The 15,447-nt window shown below is 47.0% G+C and carries 9 protein-coding genes, 1 tRNA gene and 1 pseudogene; 5 read left to right on the top strand and 6 right to left on the bottom strand.

The features are described from left to right. The first annotated feature begins 542 nt into the window (after positions 1 to 542). From HMPREF2606_RS01390 to rtcR, 3 genes are all read left to right on the top strand, one after another. A complete protein-coding gene (locus HMPREF2606_RS01390) occupies positions 543 to 1,298 on the top strand; it encodes a tRNA(His) guanylyltransferase Thg1 family protein (protein WP_070714143.1) in 756 nt (251 codons plus the stop codon). A gap of 22 nt (positions 1,299 to 1,320) precedes the next feature. Continuing rightward, entirely contained in the window at positions 1,321 to 6,648 is a 5,328-nt protein-coding gene (locus HMPREF2606_RS01385) for a RecQ family ATP-dependent DNA helicase (protein ID WP_070714145.1), read from the top strand. A gap of 88 nt (positions 6,649 to 6,736) precedes the next feature. Next, complete coding sequence (gene rtcR / locus HMPREF2606_RS01380; RefSeq protein WP_070714147.1) at positions 6,737 to 8,359, top strand: RNA repair transcriptional activator RtcR; 1,623 nt, start codon at positions 6,737 to 6,739, stop codon at positions 8,357 to 8,359. A gap of 150 nt (positions 8,360 to 8,509) precedes the next feature. On the opposite strand, the gene fghA is transcribed toward rtcR, so the two are convergent. From fghA to pip, 4 genes and pseudogenes are all read right to left on the bottom strand, one after another. After that, positions 8,510 to 9,337 carry an S-formylglutathione hydrolase gene (gene fghA, locus HMPREF2606_RS01375; RefSeq protein WP_070714150.1) on the bottom strand — a complete coding sequence of 276 codons (828 nt, stop codon included), beginning with the start codon at positions 9,335 to 9,337 and terminating at the stop codon, positions 8,510 to 8,512. An 8-nt stretch (positions 9,338 to 9,345) separates the two neighbouring features. After that, complete coding sequence (locus HMPREF2606_RS01370; RefSeq protein WP_210399768.1) at positions 9,346 to 10,455, bottom strand: S-(hydroxymethyl)glutathione dehydrogenase/class III alcohol dehydrogenase; 1,110 nt, start codon at positions 10,453 to 10,455, stop codon at positions 9,346 to 9,348. Between the two features lie 126 nt (positions 10,456 to 10,581). Further along, positions 10,582 to 10,836 (bottom strand): annotated as a pseudogene (locus HMPREF2606_RS10550) (CRISPR-associated helicase/endonuclease Cas3); the annotation flags it as partial. 121 nt (positions 10,837 to 10,957) lie between these two features. Next, the gene (gene pip, locus HMPREF2606_RS01360) at positions 10,958 to 11,887 is read right to left on the bottom strand and encodes a prolyl aminopeptidase (RefSeq protein ID WP_049323425.1); all 930 of its coding nucleotides are present in this window, start codon (positions 11,885 to 11,887) and stop codon (positions 10,958 to 10,960) included. 124 nt (positions 11,888 to 12,011) lie between these two features. Between pip and yciA the strand changes: the two genes are divergently transcribed. Together yciA and HMPREF2606_RS01350 are read left to right on the top strand one after the other, a co-directional pair. Next, the gene (gene yciA / locus HMPREF2606_RS01355) at positions 12,012 to 12,446 is read left to right on the top strand and encodes an acyl-CoA thioester hydrolase YciA (RefSeq protein ID WP_070585543.1); all 435 of its coding nucleotides are present in this window, start codon (positions 12,012 to 12,014) and stop codon (positions 12,444 to 12,446) included. 246 nt (positions 12,447 to 12,692) lie between these two features. Next, positions 12,693 to 13,484, top strand: a complete 792-nt coding sequence (locus HMPREF2606_RS01350) for a formate/nitrite transporter family protein (protein ID WP_070843177.1) — start codon at positions 12,693 to 12,695, stop codon at positions 13,482 to 13,484. Between the two features lie 158 nt (positions 13,485 to 13,642). Here the strand turns inward: HMPREF2606_RS01350 and HMPREF2606_RS01345 are convergent. Continuing rightward, a tRNA-Pro gene (locus tag HMPREF2606_RS01345) sits at positions 13,643 to 13,719 on the bottom strand. A 154-nt stretch (positions 13,720 to 13,873) separates the two neighbouring features. After that, the gene (locus tag HMPREF2606_RS01340) at positions 13,874 to 15,397 is read right to left on the bottom strand and encodes a fumarate hydratase (protein WP_070714193.1); all 1,524 of its coding nucleotides are present in this window, start codon (positions 15,395 to 15,397) and stop codon (positions 13,874 to 13,876) included. Positions 15,398 to 15,447 lie beyond the last annotated feature (50 nt).

Here is a 15,447-nt window from a genome sequence, read left to right as displayed (position 1 = left end):
TGTATTCTCTCCAGACATCCGCCTGCTGCCGTAAAAGTAATATGGCACGCAACAAGTTTTTAAGGGAAACATGCCTTGGCTCTACCAACTGAGCTACTCTGCTATTTTGAACAACAGAGACAGGACTCGAACCTGCGACATAAGGATATCCATGTTGTAGTTTCCCTAGGCATTTGCCTGCCATATTGAAAAAGGGTGGGCGACTAAATAAACAAGACGTTCAACGTCTATCAGACGAGACAGGATTCGAACCTGTTAATCCAAATGTAGTCTTGTTGGCATTCGCCCTGTAACCACACAGCAACTAAATTTACGGAAAATTTTTCTCCGGTAACTGTATTTCCCGAAGCATCTGCTGTATCGTTACATTCACAACATAGCCAACAGCGTGCCAAGAATAAAATTTTTATAAAAATAATTTTTAATCAATTGAATATAAAGAAAATATATTTTAAAGTGGCTTTTATCGGCAAGAAGCGTAAAATGATAAAAAATATGTTTATAGATAGTTATATAGAAAATAAAATATACAAGGATATATAATGCGATTCGATGATTTGGACAAACGCTTGCGACAATACGAAACCGCTTATGATTTTTGCGTACCACTGGAAAATTTTATTGTTGTTCGCTTAGACGGGCGCGGTTTTACACGACTGACCAAGGAAATTTGGCAGTTTGAAGCCCCGTTCGACATTCGTTTTCGCGACCTGATGGCACACACCGTCCGCCATCTGATGCAGTGTGGTTTCAATGTAGCGTACGGCTATTCGGAAAGCGATGAAATTTCACTGTTGCTGCGCCGAGACGACGATACGTTCAAACGCAAAACGCGCAAAATCATTTCAGTATTGGCGGGAGAAGCCAGCGCCGCCTTTTCCGTGGCGCACGGGCAGACCGCCGCTTTTGATGCTAGAGTTTGCGTTTTGCCGAACGAAAAACTGGTGGTCGATTATTTCCGTTGGCGGCATGAAGACTCATACCGTAACGCGCTCAACGCCCACTGCTATTGGATGTTGCGCAAGAAAGGAGAAAGCGTGTCCCGCGCTACAGATGCCGTCAGCGGCCTGACACGCGTGCAAAAGCACGATTTGTTATTTGAAAACAATATCAATTTCAACGAACTGCCTGCGTGGCAGAAACGTGGCTTCGGTGTGTATTTTCAGACGGCCTTAAAAGAAGGTTTTAATCCGAAAACTGACGAAACCGTACAAGTCAAACGCCAAATCCTGCATACGGATTTCGAGCTGCCGTTGGGCGATGATTACGGCGCATTTGTCTTGGAAAGAATTGTTTAATTTGTTTAGAGGTCGTCTAAAAATGAATACCGCTATAAAAGGACAAATCCCCGCTGTTCTTATCATTGATTTGGAAGTCGATCCAAAAACCGACAAGCCGTTCAAAATTGGTGCATTCCGCCCCGACTCAGGTTTGTTTTTTGAAAAAGCTTTTCGTGGAGAAAAGGGTTTTCATACCGCCTTGTGTGAAATGGCTCATCTGACCAGTGGATTAAAGTGGCTGATGGGGCACAACATCCTCGGGCACGATTTAAAATATTTGAAGGCCGTAGTGCCCGAAGCCGCATGGCTTAAAGTGCCTGTTATCGATACGCTATGGCTCTCGCCTTTGGCATTTCCGCAAAATCCGTATCACCGACTAATCAAAAACCATAAAATCATCTCTTCTGAAATTAATTCCCCGCTTGCCGACTGTCACGCTTGCTGGCAGCTTTTTCAAGACCAATGCACTGCGTTCGGAAAAATCAAAGCCGAAAAGCCCGAGGAGTTTGCGCTGTGGACAGCCCTGTCTGATATACCCCTGCCGTATCGTCTTTCAGAAGACATTATGATTCCCGAGCGTGATACATCGCCAGATGTCAAGAAACTGATCGACACTATTTGGTTGATGATGCAGGACAACAATGATCAAGGTCGTCTGAAAGTCTGCCGTACACGTTTTTTGGAGTTAATGAAAACTGACATCCGCAATCCTGCCATATATCCTTCCCTCAGCTATGCCTTATCTTGGTTAAATGTCTCTGGTGGTAATTCTGTGTTAGCTCCGTGGGTGAGGCACCAGTTTCCCGATACGGCTCGGCTGATTGCCGAATTGCGCGACCATGATTGCGGTAGTACGGAATGCCGTTATTGTCAGGATACACTCAATCCTGAAGCGCAGTTACAGCGTTATTTCAAACTACCTACTTTTCGCGATGTAAAAGGATTTGATGGTGGACAACGTGCTGTGGTGCAATCAGGTATGAAGGGGTTGCATACGCTGGCGGTGCTACCCACGGGCGGCGGCAAATCCTTGTGTTATCAGTTGCCAGCACTCAACCGCTACTACCGCAACGGAGGCTTGACAATAGTTGTTTCACCTTTGCAATCGCTGATGAAAGATCAGTTGGACGGTTTGGAGAAAAAAGGAGCTACCTGCGCTGCTATGCTTAACGGCTTGGTTGAGGTGGTTGAGCGCGCCCAAATTTTAGACAAAATAGCCTTAGGCGATATCGGCATTTTGTTTGTCGCGCCTGAACAGTTCCGCAACACCAGTTTTATTAACGCTATTTCGCAACGCCAAATCAACGGCTGGGTATTCGATGAGGCACATTGTCTGTCTAAATGGGGCCATGATTTCCGTCCAGACTATCTATACGCAGTCAAATTTATCGCTAAACACAGCAAAAACAACGGTACGGTTGCTCCGATAAGTTGTTTTACTGCTACTGCCAAACCTGATGTCCTCGCCGACATCACTAACCATTTCCGTGAAGAGGCTGGTATTGAATTCCGCCAATTTATTGGTGACAACGAGCGCGACAATCTGTTTTATGATGTGCTGGAAATTTCAGATGACCTTAAAAAGCAAAAAATCAACGAACTGTTGCATCGTGAACTTGATCATCAAAGCGGAGGTGCAGTGGTATTTGTCGGGCGGCGGAAAAGTGCGGAAACCTATTCAGATTATCTGAAAGAACAAGGCTGGGCATGTGAGCATTTCCACGCAGGCTTGGGGAACAACGAAAAAGCCGATATTCAAAACCAGTTTATTGGCGGTAATTTGCGCGTTATTGTCGCCACCAACGCCTTTGGTATGGGCGTGGATAAACCTGACGTACGCTTGGTTATTCACGCTGAAATCACCGGCTCGCTGGAAAATTATTTGCAGGAAGCGGGCAGAGCAGGGCGTGATCAGGCAGAGGCAAAATGCGTGTTGCTGTATGACGGCAAAGACGTGGATACGCAGTTTTCCATCAGCAAAATGTCGCAAATCGAATTGCGCGATTTGAAATCAGTGTGGAAGAAAGTTGGTTGGCTGAATCAGGCGGCATACGGCAAAGACCATTGCGGTGAAATCGTGGCAACAGGTGGCGAAATTTTGCGCGACACCGAGGAGTACATGAGTTTTGACAGCGATGATAGACAGGCAGATACCAAAGTCAAAACCGTATTGGCATGGTTGGAACGTGCAGACTTATTGGAACGTAAGGAAAATCAAACCCGTATTTTCCCCGCACGCTCAGGTCGTCTGAATCTAGATGAGGTGCTGGCGATTATTGAAAAAAACAAGTTCAGCAAGCGTATCTCGGAAATTTACCAAACGATTGCCGAAATTGTGTTTAAAGCGCCAGAGGACGCGCCTTTGAGTACCGATGATTTGGTGCAGGCAACAGCATGTAGTTTCACCGAATTGCGAGGTCATCTAAAAAAGCTGGAGGAATTGGGTATCCTTACCAACGATACGCATATGACGATCATTTTGCGTACCGATAACATAAAGCCTGCCGACAAACGTCTGGCACAAGTTATCGCCTGTGAGGAAAAACTCTGGCAGATTTTAAAAAACGAAATTCCAGAAGCAGATCAAGGTATTTGGCAAAACCTCTCATTGAGCGCTGTCTGCCACCAAATGCATGAGGTAGGTTTAGAAACCAATCCTGCTGAAATCAAACTTCTGATGCAGTCGCTTGCCGATGATAAAGCAGCAGAGCGAACAAACAGCAGTGGAAGTTTCCAAATCCGTGATGTTGGCAACAACCTTTTGAAAGTACGTTTCAAGAATCCCCAAAGCGACAGTTGGGAAAACCTACAAAACAATGCCGAACTTCGCCGTAATATCGGTCTGTGCCTTTTACCATTCCTAATGACAAAAACCAATGGAGTGCGTCAAAAAGACGTAATGGTTGAAACCCGTATGGGTGAATTGGTGCAGCAGCTTGCCGACGATTTGGTATTATCGGTACAAATCCCGGCTGACCGTCGCGAGCTTCTGCTCAGGCAGACACTGCTGTTTATGCACAAACAAGGCATTATCAAACTCAATCACGGTATGACCATTCTGAGACATGCCATGACTATTACACCCAATCCAAAAGCACTCTCAGCTAAACGCCAGTATCTTGCGGAGGACTATAAACCGCTTTCCATTTTTTACGGCGAAAAACGCTTTCAAATCCATGTGATGCAGGAATATGCCCTTCGCGCACTGAAAAATCTTACTGAAGGGTTGAATTTGGTGCGTGATTACTTTGGCTTGGAAGAAAAGAATTTTAAGAATAAATGGTTTAAAGGTCGTCTGAAAGAATTGGACGAGCCTGCATCGCCACAAACTCTGCGCGAAATTACAGATGGGCTGAATGAGATGCAGAAAGCCGTTGTTACCGACCAAAGCGGCAGTAACCGTCTTATTCTTGCCGGACCGGGTTCAGGCAAAACGCGAGTTATTGTGCACCGTGTTGCTTACCTTTTACGGGTGCAACATGTTCCCGCATCCGCCATCATTGTATTGACTTTCAACCGGTTGGCGGCGCAGGAGGTCAAGCGCCGCCTGTTCGGACTGGTCGGTCCTCTTGCTGCTGCCGTTACGGTCATGACTTATGACGGTATGGCAATGCGGCTTTTGGGGGTTCGTTTTGACGGCAACAACCGAGAATATGGCAAAAGTCAGTTTAAAGAATGGTGCAGGCAGGCTGCCGCTATGCTTTCAGACGACCTTGAAAACGATGATGGTAGCGACGAGACACGCGAACGTATCATGGCAGGTTTCCGCTATATTCTGGTAGATGAATACCAAGACATCAGCGAAGAACACTACCGGCTCGTTTCTGCGCTTGCGGGTAGGAAGCGGGCTGAAGAAGACAAGCTGACGATTCTGGCGGTCGGTGACGATGACCAAAACATCTACGCCTTCAATGGCACGAGCAACGAGTACATACACCGTTTCCAAAAAGACTACGACGTTGCCCAACCCGACTATTTGACCTACAACTACCGCAGTACGCAATACATCATCAGCGCTGCCAACAGCGTGATAAACGGCATGACAGGTCGTCTGAAAACGCTGCATCCGATTGTTATCAACCCTGAACGTCAAACACAGCCCAACGGTGGCGTATGGGCTGCAACAGACAGCGAAAGGCAGGGGCGTGTGCGCCACATCAGCCTGCCGTTCGGTAGCAGCAGCAACATACAGGCACAAGCTGTTATCACCGAAATAGGTCGTCTGAAAACCTTGAGCGAAGTCGCATGGAATGAGATTGCAGTTTTATCCCGTCATAATGCCAGTCTCAAACCTCTGCAGGCATGGTGTGAACAAAACGGCATACCTTATTTTTTGAGTGCCGACAAAAGCAGCAAAATCAAATTGCGTCACACCCGTGAGTTTGTCCGCCTGATTGATGGCGTGGAAAAACAAACCGAAGGCTTTACATCACAAGCTTTTGCAGAACTTATTAGTGAACAAGTGAAAAAAAGCGGTGGCAGTTGGTGTGTTTGGTTTAGGCAATTACAAACTGATTTCTTAAACGAATATCCACTGCAAGATGAGAAGCTACCTGAAAAGTCGGATAACCTTGCAGAGAGTCGTGAGGCAGAAATCCAAGCGTCGCCCATAGAAGACAACGGGTCGTCTGAAAACGGTAGTGGCACTGTTAACCGATATTCGTCTGCCTTTCTGAAAAGCTGGCTCTACGAATATGTAGGTGATGAACATGAAACCCGTTCGGAAGGTATATTTCTAGGCACGGCGCACGCAGTCAAAGGGTTGGAGTTTAAGCACGTCTTCATTTTAGACGGCGGTTGGCAGGGAGTTGACGAAGCCGAACAGAGGCTTTATTACGTCGCTATGACTCGTGCCATAGAAACACTGACCCTACTGCAAACTACTCCAGAGCATCCTTGGATGACAAAGCTACCTGATGATATTGAAAACGTGGCTCAAATCTTTACCGAATTACCTGAGTTGAATACCGAATACAGACGTTTGGCAGCTTATCGAAACACGGCAGTCGAGGGAGAAACCGATAGCAAAAGTGATTTGGATATCGACTTCATTGTCTGTCACAACAATGTCGAAACTGTGAAACAACGTCTGTTTGCTGCTGCGAAGCTGAAAAAAGACGACCCACTGGAAATGAAGCGGACGGAGGATGGCAGATATATTTTCCTTTCTGATGATATTGAAGTTGCCCGTACCGTCAAATTACCACCGTTGCCGACAAAAACTACCGCCTATGCCAACACTTTCAGAGTACGTTATTTAGACGAAGTCGGAGAATCATTTCGCCAACGTATCCCAGAAAAAATCGGCACTCAAAAGCTGGAAAAATGGACGCTTGTTATTCCTATGTTAGTGATACCGCCTGAGTAAAAAGAGTTTTTCAGGCCATCTCAAACATGAAGAAGGCAGCTTGAATACAAGGCTGTCTGAGACTCAAACGGAATAAACGGAATAAAAGATGAGTAACAAAAAACAAGTCGCCGTCAGCTTTCTCGGTACGGTATTGGACAGCGGTTTCGGTCAAGGGCGTTGGTTGAAATGGCGGCCAAATGTCGCCATGAATCAGCGTCAAGATTTTCATCTTGACCGCATGGAGCTGTTTTATGCGGAAAAATACCGCGAACTGGCGGATCATGTAAAAGCCGATATTCAGCAAGTATCGCCGCACACAGTCGTCAATCTCGTGCCTATGGAGCTGGCAAACCCGTGGGATTTCTCCGAGGTTTATACCAAGCTGCACGATTGGGCAGCAAGCTATCCATTTGATATAGAAGAAGAAACCTATCTCACCCACATCACCACGGGTACGCACGTTGCCCAAATCTGCCTGTTTTTATTGGTGGAATCGCGTCAAATCCCCGGCGTACTGTTACAAACCGCTCCGCCCAAAAATCAAAGACGCAGTATGGAGGACGGCAATGTCGGCAGTTATGAAATCATTGATTTGGACTTGGCTCGTTACGACGTACTGGCAGAACGCCTTGCCGCCGTACGCGACGACGCAGTGCGCTACCTGAAAAGCGGTATTTCCACCCAAAACGCTGCCTTCAACCGCATGATTGCCGAAATCGAACAGGTCGCACTCAACTCCCCTTCCCCCATTCTTCTTTCCGGCCCCACAGGCGCAGGCAAATCTATGCTGGCACGCAGGATTTTTGAATTGAAAAAAGCACGCCATCTGATTAAAGGCACATTTGTCGATGTAAACTGCGCCACCCTTCGCGGCGACGGCGCAGCATCTGCCCTGTTCGGCCACAAAAAAGGCGCCTTTACCGGCGCCGCAGAAAAACGTGAAGGTTATCTGAAAACTGCCGACGGCGGCGTATTGTTTTTAGACGAAATCGGCGAATTGGGCTTAGACGAGCAAGCCATGTTGCTCAAAGCCATTGAAGAAAAACACTTTTATCCCGTCGGCAGCGACAGCGAAGTCAAAAGCGACTTCCAACTCATCGCCGGTACCAACCGCGACCTGCGCCACGAAATCCGCGCCGGACGCTTCCGCGAAGACCTGTTCGCCCGCATCAACATCTGGAATTACCCACTGCCCGCACTCGCCAACCGCCGCGAAGACATCGAGCCCAACGTCGAACACCAGCTTGCCCTAGCCTCGCAAGAACTCGGCCGAACCACCCGCTTCAACAAAGAAGCCCTGGCCGCCTACCTTGACTTCGCCCACTCCAACCAAGCACCATGGCGCGGCAATTTCCGCGACCTCGCCGCCAGCATCATGCGCCTGGCCACACTCGCGCCGCAAGGCAGGATACAGGTAGAACAAGTCCAAGCCGAAATCGAACGCCTCAAATGGTTATGGTCGGAAGAACCCTTTTCAGACGGCCTCTTACATAAAAGGCCGTCTGAAAAAACACAAGACTACCCCGATAAAGTCAATTGGGACACATTGGATTTGTTCGATAAACTACAACTGCAACACGTCATCGACGAATGCCGCAAACATCCCAACATGGCCGCCGCCGGCCGTGCATTGTTCAACGTCTCCCGAACAGAAAGGGCAAAAGTCAATGACAGCGACCGATTGAGAAAATATTTACAGCGATTTGGATTGGAATGGGGGGATATTTAAATAGAGTGTGCAAGCTAGCTCATTTTAATCGCATTATTTTTCATCATTTATAAAAAATAAAAGGCATCAATCCGATGCCTTTTATTTTCGTTAATATGAAAATTAACGTTCATTCCAACGTTTGATCGATTCCCGAATCACTTCTTTGGCTTACTTCAAAAATGCCGCATGATAGGTAATATGCTCACCAATAAAACTGGCGATGAAGTAATAGCTATGATCATAGCCTTTGTGAAAGCGCACATCGGCCGGTTGATTTGCCGCACGACAGGTTTCGATAAAATCTTCGGTACGCAATTGTGTCGGCAAAAACTCATCTTCCAAGCCCTGATCAATGCGCATACCTTGCACTTTATAGCCTTGTTGAATGAGCGAGTTGGCATCATATTGCTGCCATTTTTCACGATCTTCCCCTAAATAAGCAGTAAAAGCTTTTTCTCCCCAAGGCACGAGGCTTGGCGACAAAATGGGCGAAAAGGCAGAAACACTTTGATAACGTTCTCGGTTTCGCAATGCCAATACCAATGCGCCATGTCCGCCCATTGAATGTCCCATAATCGAACGTTTGCCGTTGGTAGGAAAATTTTCCTCAATCAGACTAGGCAACTCATTCAAAATATAATCATACATTTGATAATTCGTCGCCCAAGGCTGCTCGGTCGCATTAAGATAAAAACCCGCACCCTGCCCTAAATCGTAAGCATCATCGTTCGGCACTTGCTCTCCGCGAGGGCTGGTATCGGGGGCAACCACAATCACTTGATGTTCTGCCGCATAACGCTGAAAGCCTGATTTGGTAATGAAATTTTGTTCCGTACACGTTAATCCGGAAAGCCAATAAATCACACCAAGCGGTCGATTCTCTGGATTATCCGGCAAATAGACGGCAAATTTCATTTCGCATTGAAGCGTTTGGGCATGATGCGCCCAAACTTGTTGCGAACCACCAAAAATTTGATGTTGTTCAATCAGTTTCATCGCGTACCTTAGTAATGAATAACAGCGCGGATCGATTTACCTTCATGCATTAACTCAAAGGCTTCATTAATTTGATCGAGCGTCATTGTGTGGGTCACAAATGGTTCCAACTGGATGTCGCCTTTCATTGAATCTTCGACCATTTTCGGCAGTTCAGAACGGCCTTTCACGCCACCAAACGCCGTGCCTTTCCAAACACGACCTGTTACCAACTGGAACGGACGAGTTGAAATTTCTTGTCCTGCACCTGCTACGCCGATGATAATGGATTGTCCCCAACCACGGTGTGCACTTTCTAATGCCTGGCGCATTACGTTTACGTTGCCGATACATTCGAAGGTATGGTCAATGCCCCATTTATTGATGTCTAACAATACATCTTTGATCGGTTTATCGTAATCGTTTGGGTTCAAACAATCAGTTGCACCAAACTGTTTTGCCAGCTCGAATTTTGAAGGATTGGTATCAATAGCGATAATGCGACCGGCTTTGGCTTGACGCGCACCTTGCACCACAGCCAAACCAATCGCCCCCAAGCCAAACACCGCCACAGAGTCGCCTTCTTGCACTTTTGCTGTGTTATGCACCGCACCAATACCTGTAGTAACGCCGCAGCCAAGTAAACATACTTGTTCGTGATTCGCTTCCGGGTTGATTTTCGCCAATGAAACTTCGGCAACAACTGAGTATTCACTGAAAGTCGAACAGCCCATATAGTGATAAATCGGCTGACCTTGATAAGAAAAACGCGTCGTGCCGTCCGGCATTAAACCTTTACCTTGTGTATCACGCACTGAGACGCACAAGTTAGTTTTACCTGAACGGCAAAACTCACATTCGCCACATTCAGCGGTATAAAGAGGAATAACGTGATCACCCGGTTTTACGCTTGACACACCTTCGCCCACAGCAACAACCACACCCGCACCTTCATGCCCAAGCACCACAGGGAATACACCTTCAGGATCGCTTCCTGATAACGTAAATGCATCAGTATGGCACACGCCCGTATGGGTATTGCGGATTAACACCTCGCCTTTGCGTGGCATTTCTACGTCGATTTCCACAATTTGTAAGGGTTGATTTGGTGCGAATGCCACCGCCGCACGAGATTTGATGGTTGAATTGGTTTGTCTATTTTCCATTATTTTTGCCTTTTAATTCATTAATTAAAGTTATCTAGCCTAAGAAAGAGAACAACAGCTTATACTTTGGAATTCACTATAAAGCAAGCATTTTTGAAATTTTGCGCCGGAGGTAGCATGATCGACTGATGGGCCACCATGCAATCGATGATTAAAGGCTTCCGAATATTTCCCTAAGCCATGCAGCTTTCCCGTCTGGCAGGCCTGTTCCTGCGCACCAAATACCCAAGCAAACTCAGCCCCCATTTCGCCAACATTTACCGAATGGTTTTGCAAGGTTTGCCAATGTTCGTAAGGCAAGAGATTGCCGAGTTTGTCTTGGGCGGAATGGGCGTAGTAAATGAGGGGGCTCATATTGAAATTCTAAAAAATTCAAATTGATACAAATGCAATGATAATATGCTATCAAATTTAATATGTAAATAGAAAAATGCCGTCTGAAACTTTTTCAGACGGCATTTTCATTGATTAACCTTTATAACTTGCTTCTAATATCCTCTACTGCTTTCACTAATGCTTCAGAAAGCGAGGGATCAAAAGAAGAGTGGCCTGCTTGGACGATTCTCAATTCTGCCTCAGGGAAGGCTTGCGAGAGTTCCCACGCGCTTTGCATCGGGGTACATAGGTCGTAGCGGCCTTGGACGATGATGGTTAGGATATGGCGGATTTTGTCGATGTTTGCCAAGATAGCTTTATCGCCCTGCAGCCAGCCTTCGTTCACGAAGTAATGGTTTTCCATTCTTGCGATGGCAAGGGAAGCTTGCGGGTCTTCATCTACGTCTTTAGGTTCAAACTGAATAAGGTAGCTTTCCCAGTCTGCCCATGATTTAGCCGCTTTGAGGCGCGTGGCCTCATCTTCGCTGAACAGCATTTCATGGTAGGCTTTGATTAGGGCTTGGCGTTTGTTTTCGGCTACGGGGGCAATGAATTTTTGCCATTGAGCCGGATAAATTTGGCTGACGCCGCCTGCTTCGTTTAGCCATGCCATTTCAGACGGCCTGCACAGGAAAATACCGCGCAAAACTAAGCCGCTGACGCGCTCGGGATGGGTTTCGGCATAAGTCAGCGACAAGGTGCTGCCCCATGAGCCGCCGAAAACCAGCCATTTTTGAATACCGAGCATTTCGCGCACTTTTTCAATATCTGCAACCAAATCCCATGTGGTGTTGTCTTCGATACAGGCATAGGGTTTGGAACGTCCGCAACCGCGTTGGTCGATAATAACGATGCGGAAATGCTCTGGATTGAAAAAGCCACGACAGGCCGGTGATGCCCCTGCTCCGGGGCCGCCATGCAGGAAAATCACGGGGTGGCCATCCGGATTGCCTGATTCCTCCCAGTAGATTTCGTGAATGTCGGATACGCGCAAAAGGCCGCTATTTCGTGGTTCTTGAATCGGATGCATAATCTTTCTCCTTTGTCTGATGAATATGTTGATTGTAACACTTTGCCTTCTGATTTTTCAGACGGCCTACATAGGTTTATCGCCACAAATGGCGTAAAATAACACTTTTTTGACAGGATTATTTATGGCTGACAACAAACAAACCCATCCGGCACCAGAAGGACAACTTTTATTGCGTACGGTAGCCATGCCGCGCGATACCAATCCTAATCAGGATATCTTCGGCGGCTGGATTATGTCGCAAATGGATCTGGGCGGCGGTATTTTGGCGGCAGAAATCGCACAGGGACGAATTGTAACCGTGGCTGTTCAAGAAATGAATTTCATCAGACCGGTAAAGGTCGGCAACGTCGTGTGCTGCTACGGTCATTGCGTCCGAGTAGGCAATACTTCTTTGCAACTGAAAATCGAAGTATGGGTGAAGACTTTGATGAACGATATGGTAACGGAAGACCGCCAACTGGTCACCGAAGCCGTGTTCACTTACGTCGCCATCGATTCACAAGGCAATCCGCGCCCTATCCCTCGCGAAGGCAATGCAAAGCTGGCTCATTTGTAAGTTTAAAAATTCAAAACAAGGCCGTCTGAAACCTCAACGTTCAGACGGCCTTTTTTCATACAGAAACAAAATGTAATAATATTTCTTTTGAGCTAAAGCAAGGCGAAGTATCTGTTTTTTAGGTTTAATTCAGGCTGATTGATAAAACAAAGACCGTACACCGGCTCCCTATAACACTGCTCTACCGCGACAGTTTGCGCCACTTTTGAAACGGCGTTTCCTCCTCAATCCACTTTAAGGAACATCATGGCTTCGCGCGATTTATACCCACAGGAAATTTTACAGGTTGTTCTCGACAAAAGCTGCGCCAAAGCACAATCCAGCATCCCCACTCTGGCAATCTTGAGCGTTTTGGCCGGCGGATACATCGGTTTCGGTTATCTTGCTTATTTGAAAGTAGTCAGCGGCATTCCGCACGAATGGAGCGGTTTTGCCACTTTACTCGGCGCAGCCGTGTTCCCAATCGCTTTGATTTGCATCCTGCTTGGCGGCGGCGAACTGGTAACCAGCAACATGATGATTATGTCTTTAGGCAGATTGGCCGGACGGATTTCCTCCAAAATGCTGCTGCGCAACTGGGTTATCGTTTGCATGGGCAATTTGGTGGGTACGCTGGCGATGGCGTTTTTCCTCGGATACTATGTCGGCATGATTGAAGGCAGCGTGGCAGAAAAAACCATTGCCGTGGCGGAAGCAAAAGTCCATATGGATTTCGGCCGCGCTTTCGTATCGGCGGTCGCATGTAACTGGATGGTCTGCATGGGCGCGTGGCTGCACTTTGCCGCTAAAAACACAACCGGACGAATGCTGGCCATTTGGTTCCCCGTCATGATTTTCGTATTAAACGGCTTCCAACACCTTGTCGCCAATATGTTCGTTATCCCCGCAGGTATTTTGGCAGGCGCAAACATCACATGGGGACAGTTTTTCTTCAACATGATTTCCGTATTCCTGGGCAATGTCGTCGGTGGCGCATCCTTTGTCGGCGCATCTTATCTTTATACCTATAAAGACACGCTGAAAGATAGTGTCGAATAAGCCCTGCTTTATAATAAACAACAAAACCTGCTTTTTTAAAGCAGGTTTTGTTTCAGACGGCATCGGTATTAAGTTTTAAAATCCATTCGGACACATTATTCAGATAAATCATCTAAACGAAAAAAGAGCCGTTTTTAAAACGGCTCTTTCCAATTCTTTGGTCGGAGTGAAAGGATTCGAACCTTCGACCCCTTGCACCCCATGCAAGTGCGCTACCAGACTGCGCCACACTCCGACTCAATAAGCTATAAATTTTAGTTTCAAACGCTGATTTTGACAAGTGCTTTTTAGAAAGGGAAATTTACTCGTTTGAAAACATTTGAATTATTTGTAAACAAAAAAAGGCCGTCTGAAATCGTTCAGACGGCCTTTGATTACTCAGTCAAATATCAAGATTCAACCGGAATAATACCGATTTTGGCCTGCCATTGTTTTGGCGCAATGGCGTGAACCGATTCACCGTTGCTATCCACCGCAACGGTCACAGGCATATCTTTGACTTCAAATTCGTAAATCGCTTCCATACCCAATTCTGGGAACGCTAAGACTTTAGATGCTTTAATGGCTTTGGCAACCAAATATGCCGCACCGCCGACAGCCATCAGGTAAACAGCTTTGTTATCGGCAATGGCTTGGCAAGTTGCTGCACCGCGTTCGGATTTACCGATCATACCCAAGAGGCCGGTTTGTTCCAGCATTTGGCGGGTAAATTTATCCATACGGGTGGAAGTAGTCGGACCAGCCGGACCAACAACTTCGTCACGGACTGGATCAACCGGGCCGACGTAGTAAATCAGTTTGTTGGTGAAATCTACCGGCAATTCTTCGCCTTTGTTAAGCATATCAACCAAGCGTTTGTGTGCGGCATCACGACCGGTCAGGATTTTACCGTTCAGCAACAATACGTCGCCGGTTTTCCATGTGGCCACTTCTTCTTTGGTCAGATTGTTGACATCGACACGTTTGCCGTTGTCCGGGCTGTAAGTCAGATCCGGCCAGTCTTCCAAAGATGGGGCTTCCAGTTTGGCCGGGCCTGAGCCATCCAATTCAAATTCGATGTGGCGGGTAGCCGCGCAGTTTGGAATCATGGCAATCGGTTTGGAAGCCGCGTGGGTTGGGTAGTCAAGGATTTTGACATCCAGCACGGTGCTCAAACCGCCTAAGCCTTGTGCGCCAATACCCAAGGCATTTACTTTTTTGTAGAGTTCCAAGCGCAGGGCTTCGGTTGTAGACAATTCTGCACCGGAATCGGCTTTTTCTTTGAGTTCCTGAATATCGATATGGCTCATCAGGCTTTCTTTGGCCATTAACACTGCTTTTTCAGGCGTACCGCCGATACCGATACCCAAGATGCCCGGAGGACACCAGCCTGCACCCATTTGAGGAACGGTTTTCAATACCCAATCAACGATATTGTCTGAAGGATTGAGCATGGCAACTTTGGTTTTGTTTTCAGAACCGCCGCCTTTGGCTGCACAAGTGACTTCGACTTTGTCCCCTTTTACGATTTCCATGTGTACAACGGCAGGCGTGTTGTCTTTGGTATTTTGACGTTTGCCAGCCGGGTCGGCCAATACAGAGGCGCGCAGTTTGTTGTCAGGATAAGTGTATGCACGGCGTACGCCTTCGTTAACCATTTCCTGTACGCTCATCTCGGCATCCCACTGCACATCCATGCCCACTTTCAAGAATACGGTCGCAATACCGGTATCCTGACAAATCGGACGATGGCCTTCAGCACACATACGGCTATTGACCAAAATCTGCGCCATCGCATCTTTGGCGGCAGGGTTTTCTTCTTTTTGATAAGCCTTATACAAAGCTTGAATATAGTCTTTAGGATGGTAGTAGCTGATGAATTGGAAAGCATCGAAAATACTTTGGATAAAGTCTTCTTGCTTGATGACGGTCATGATTGTGTTCCTTTTCGGAGTCATGGTAGGGAGGATTTGTTTATTTCTTA

This window comes from Neisseria sp. HMSC070H10 (assembly GCF_001837635.1).
Taxonomy (GTDB): Bacteria; Pseudomonadota; Gammaproteobacteria; order Burkholderiales; family Neisseriaceae; genus Neisseria; species Neisseria subflava_A.
Note: the sequence above shows the minus strand (reverse complement) of the source record. Positions and strands in the feature narration are given on the sequence as shown.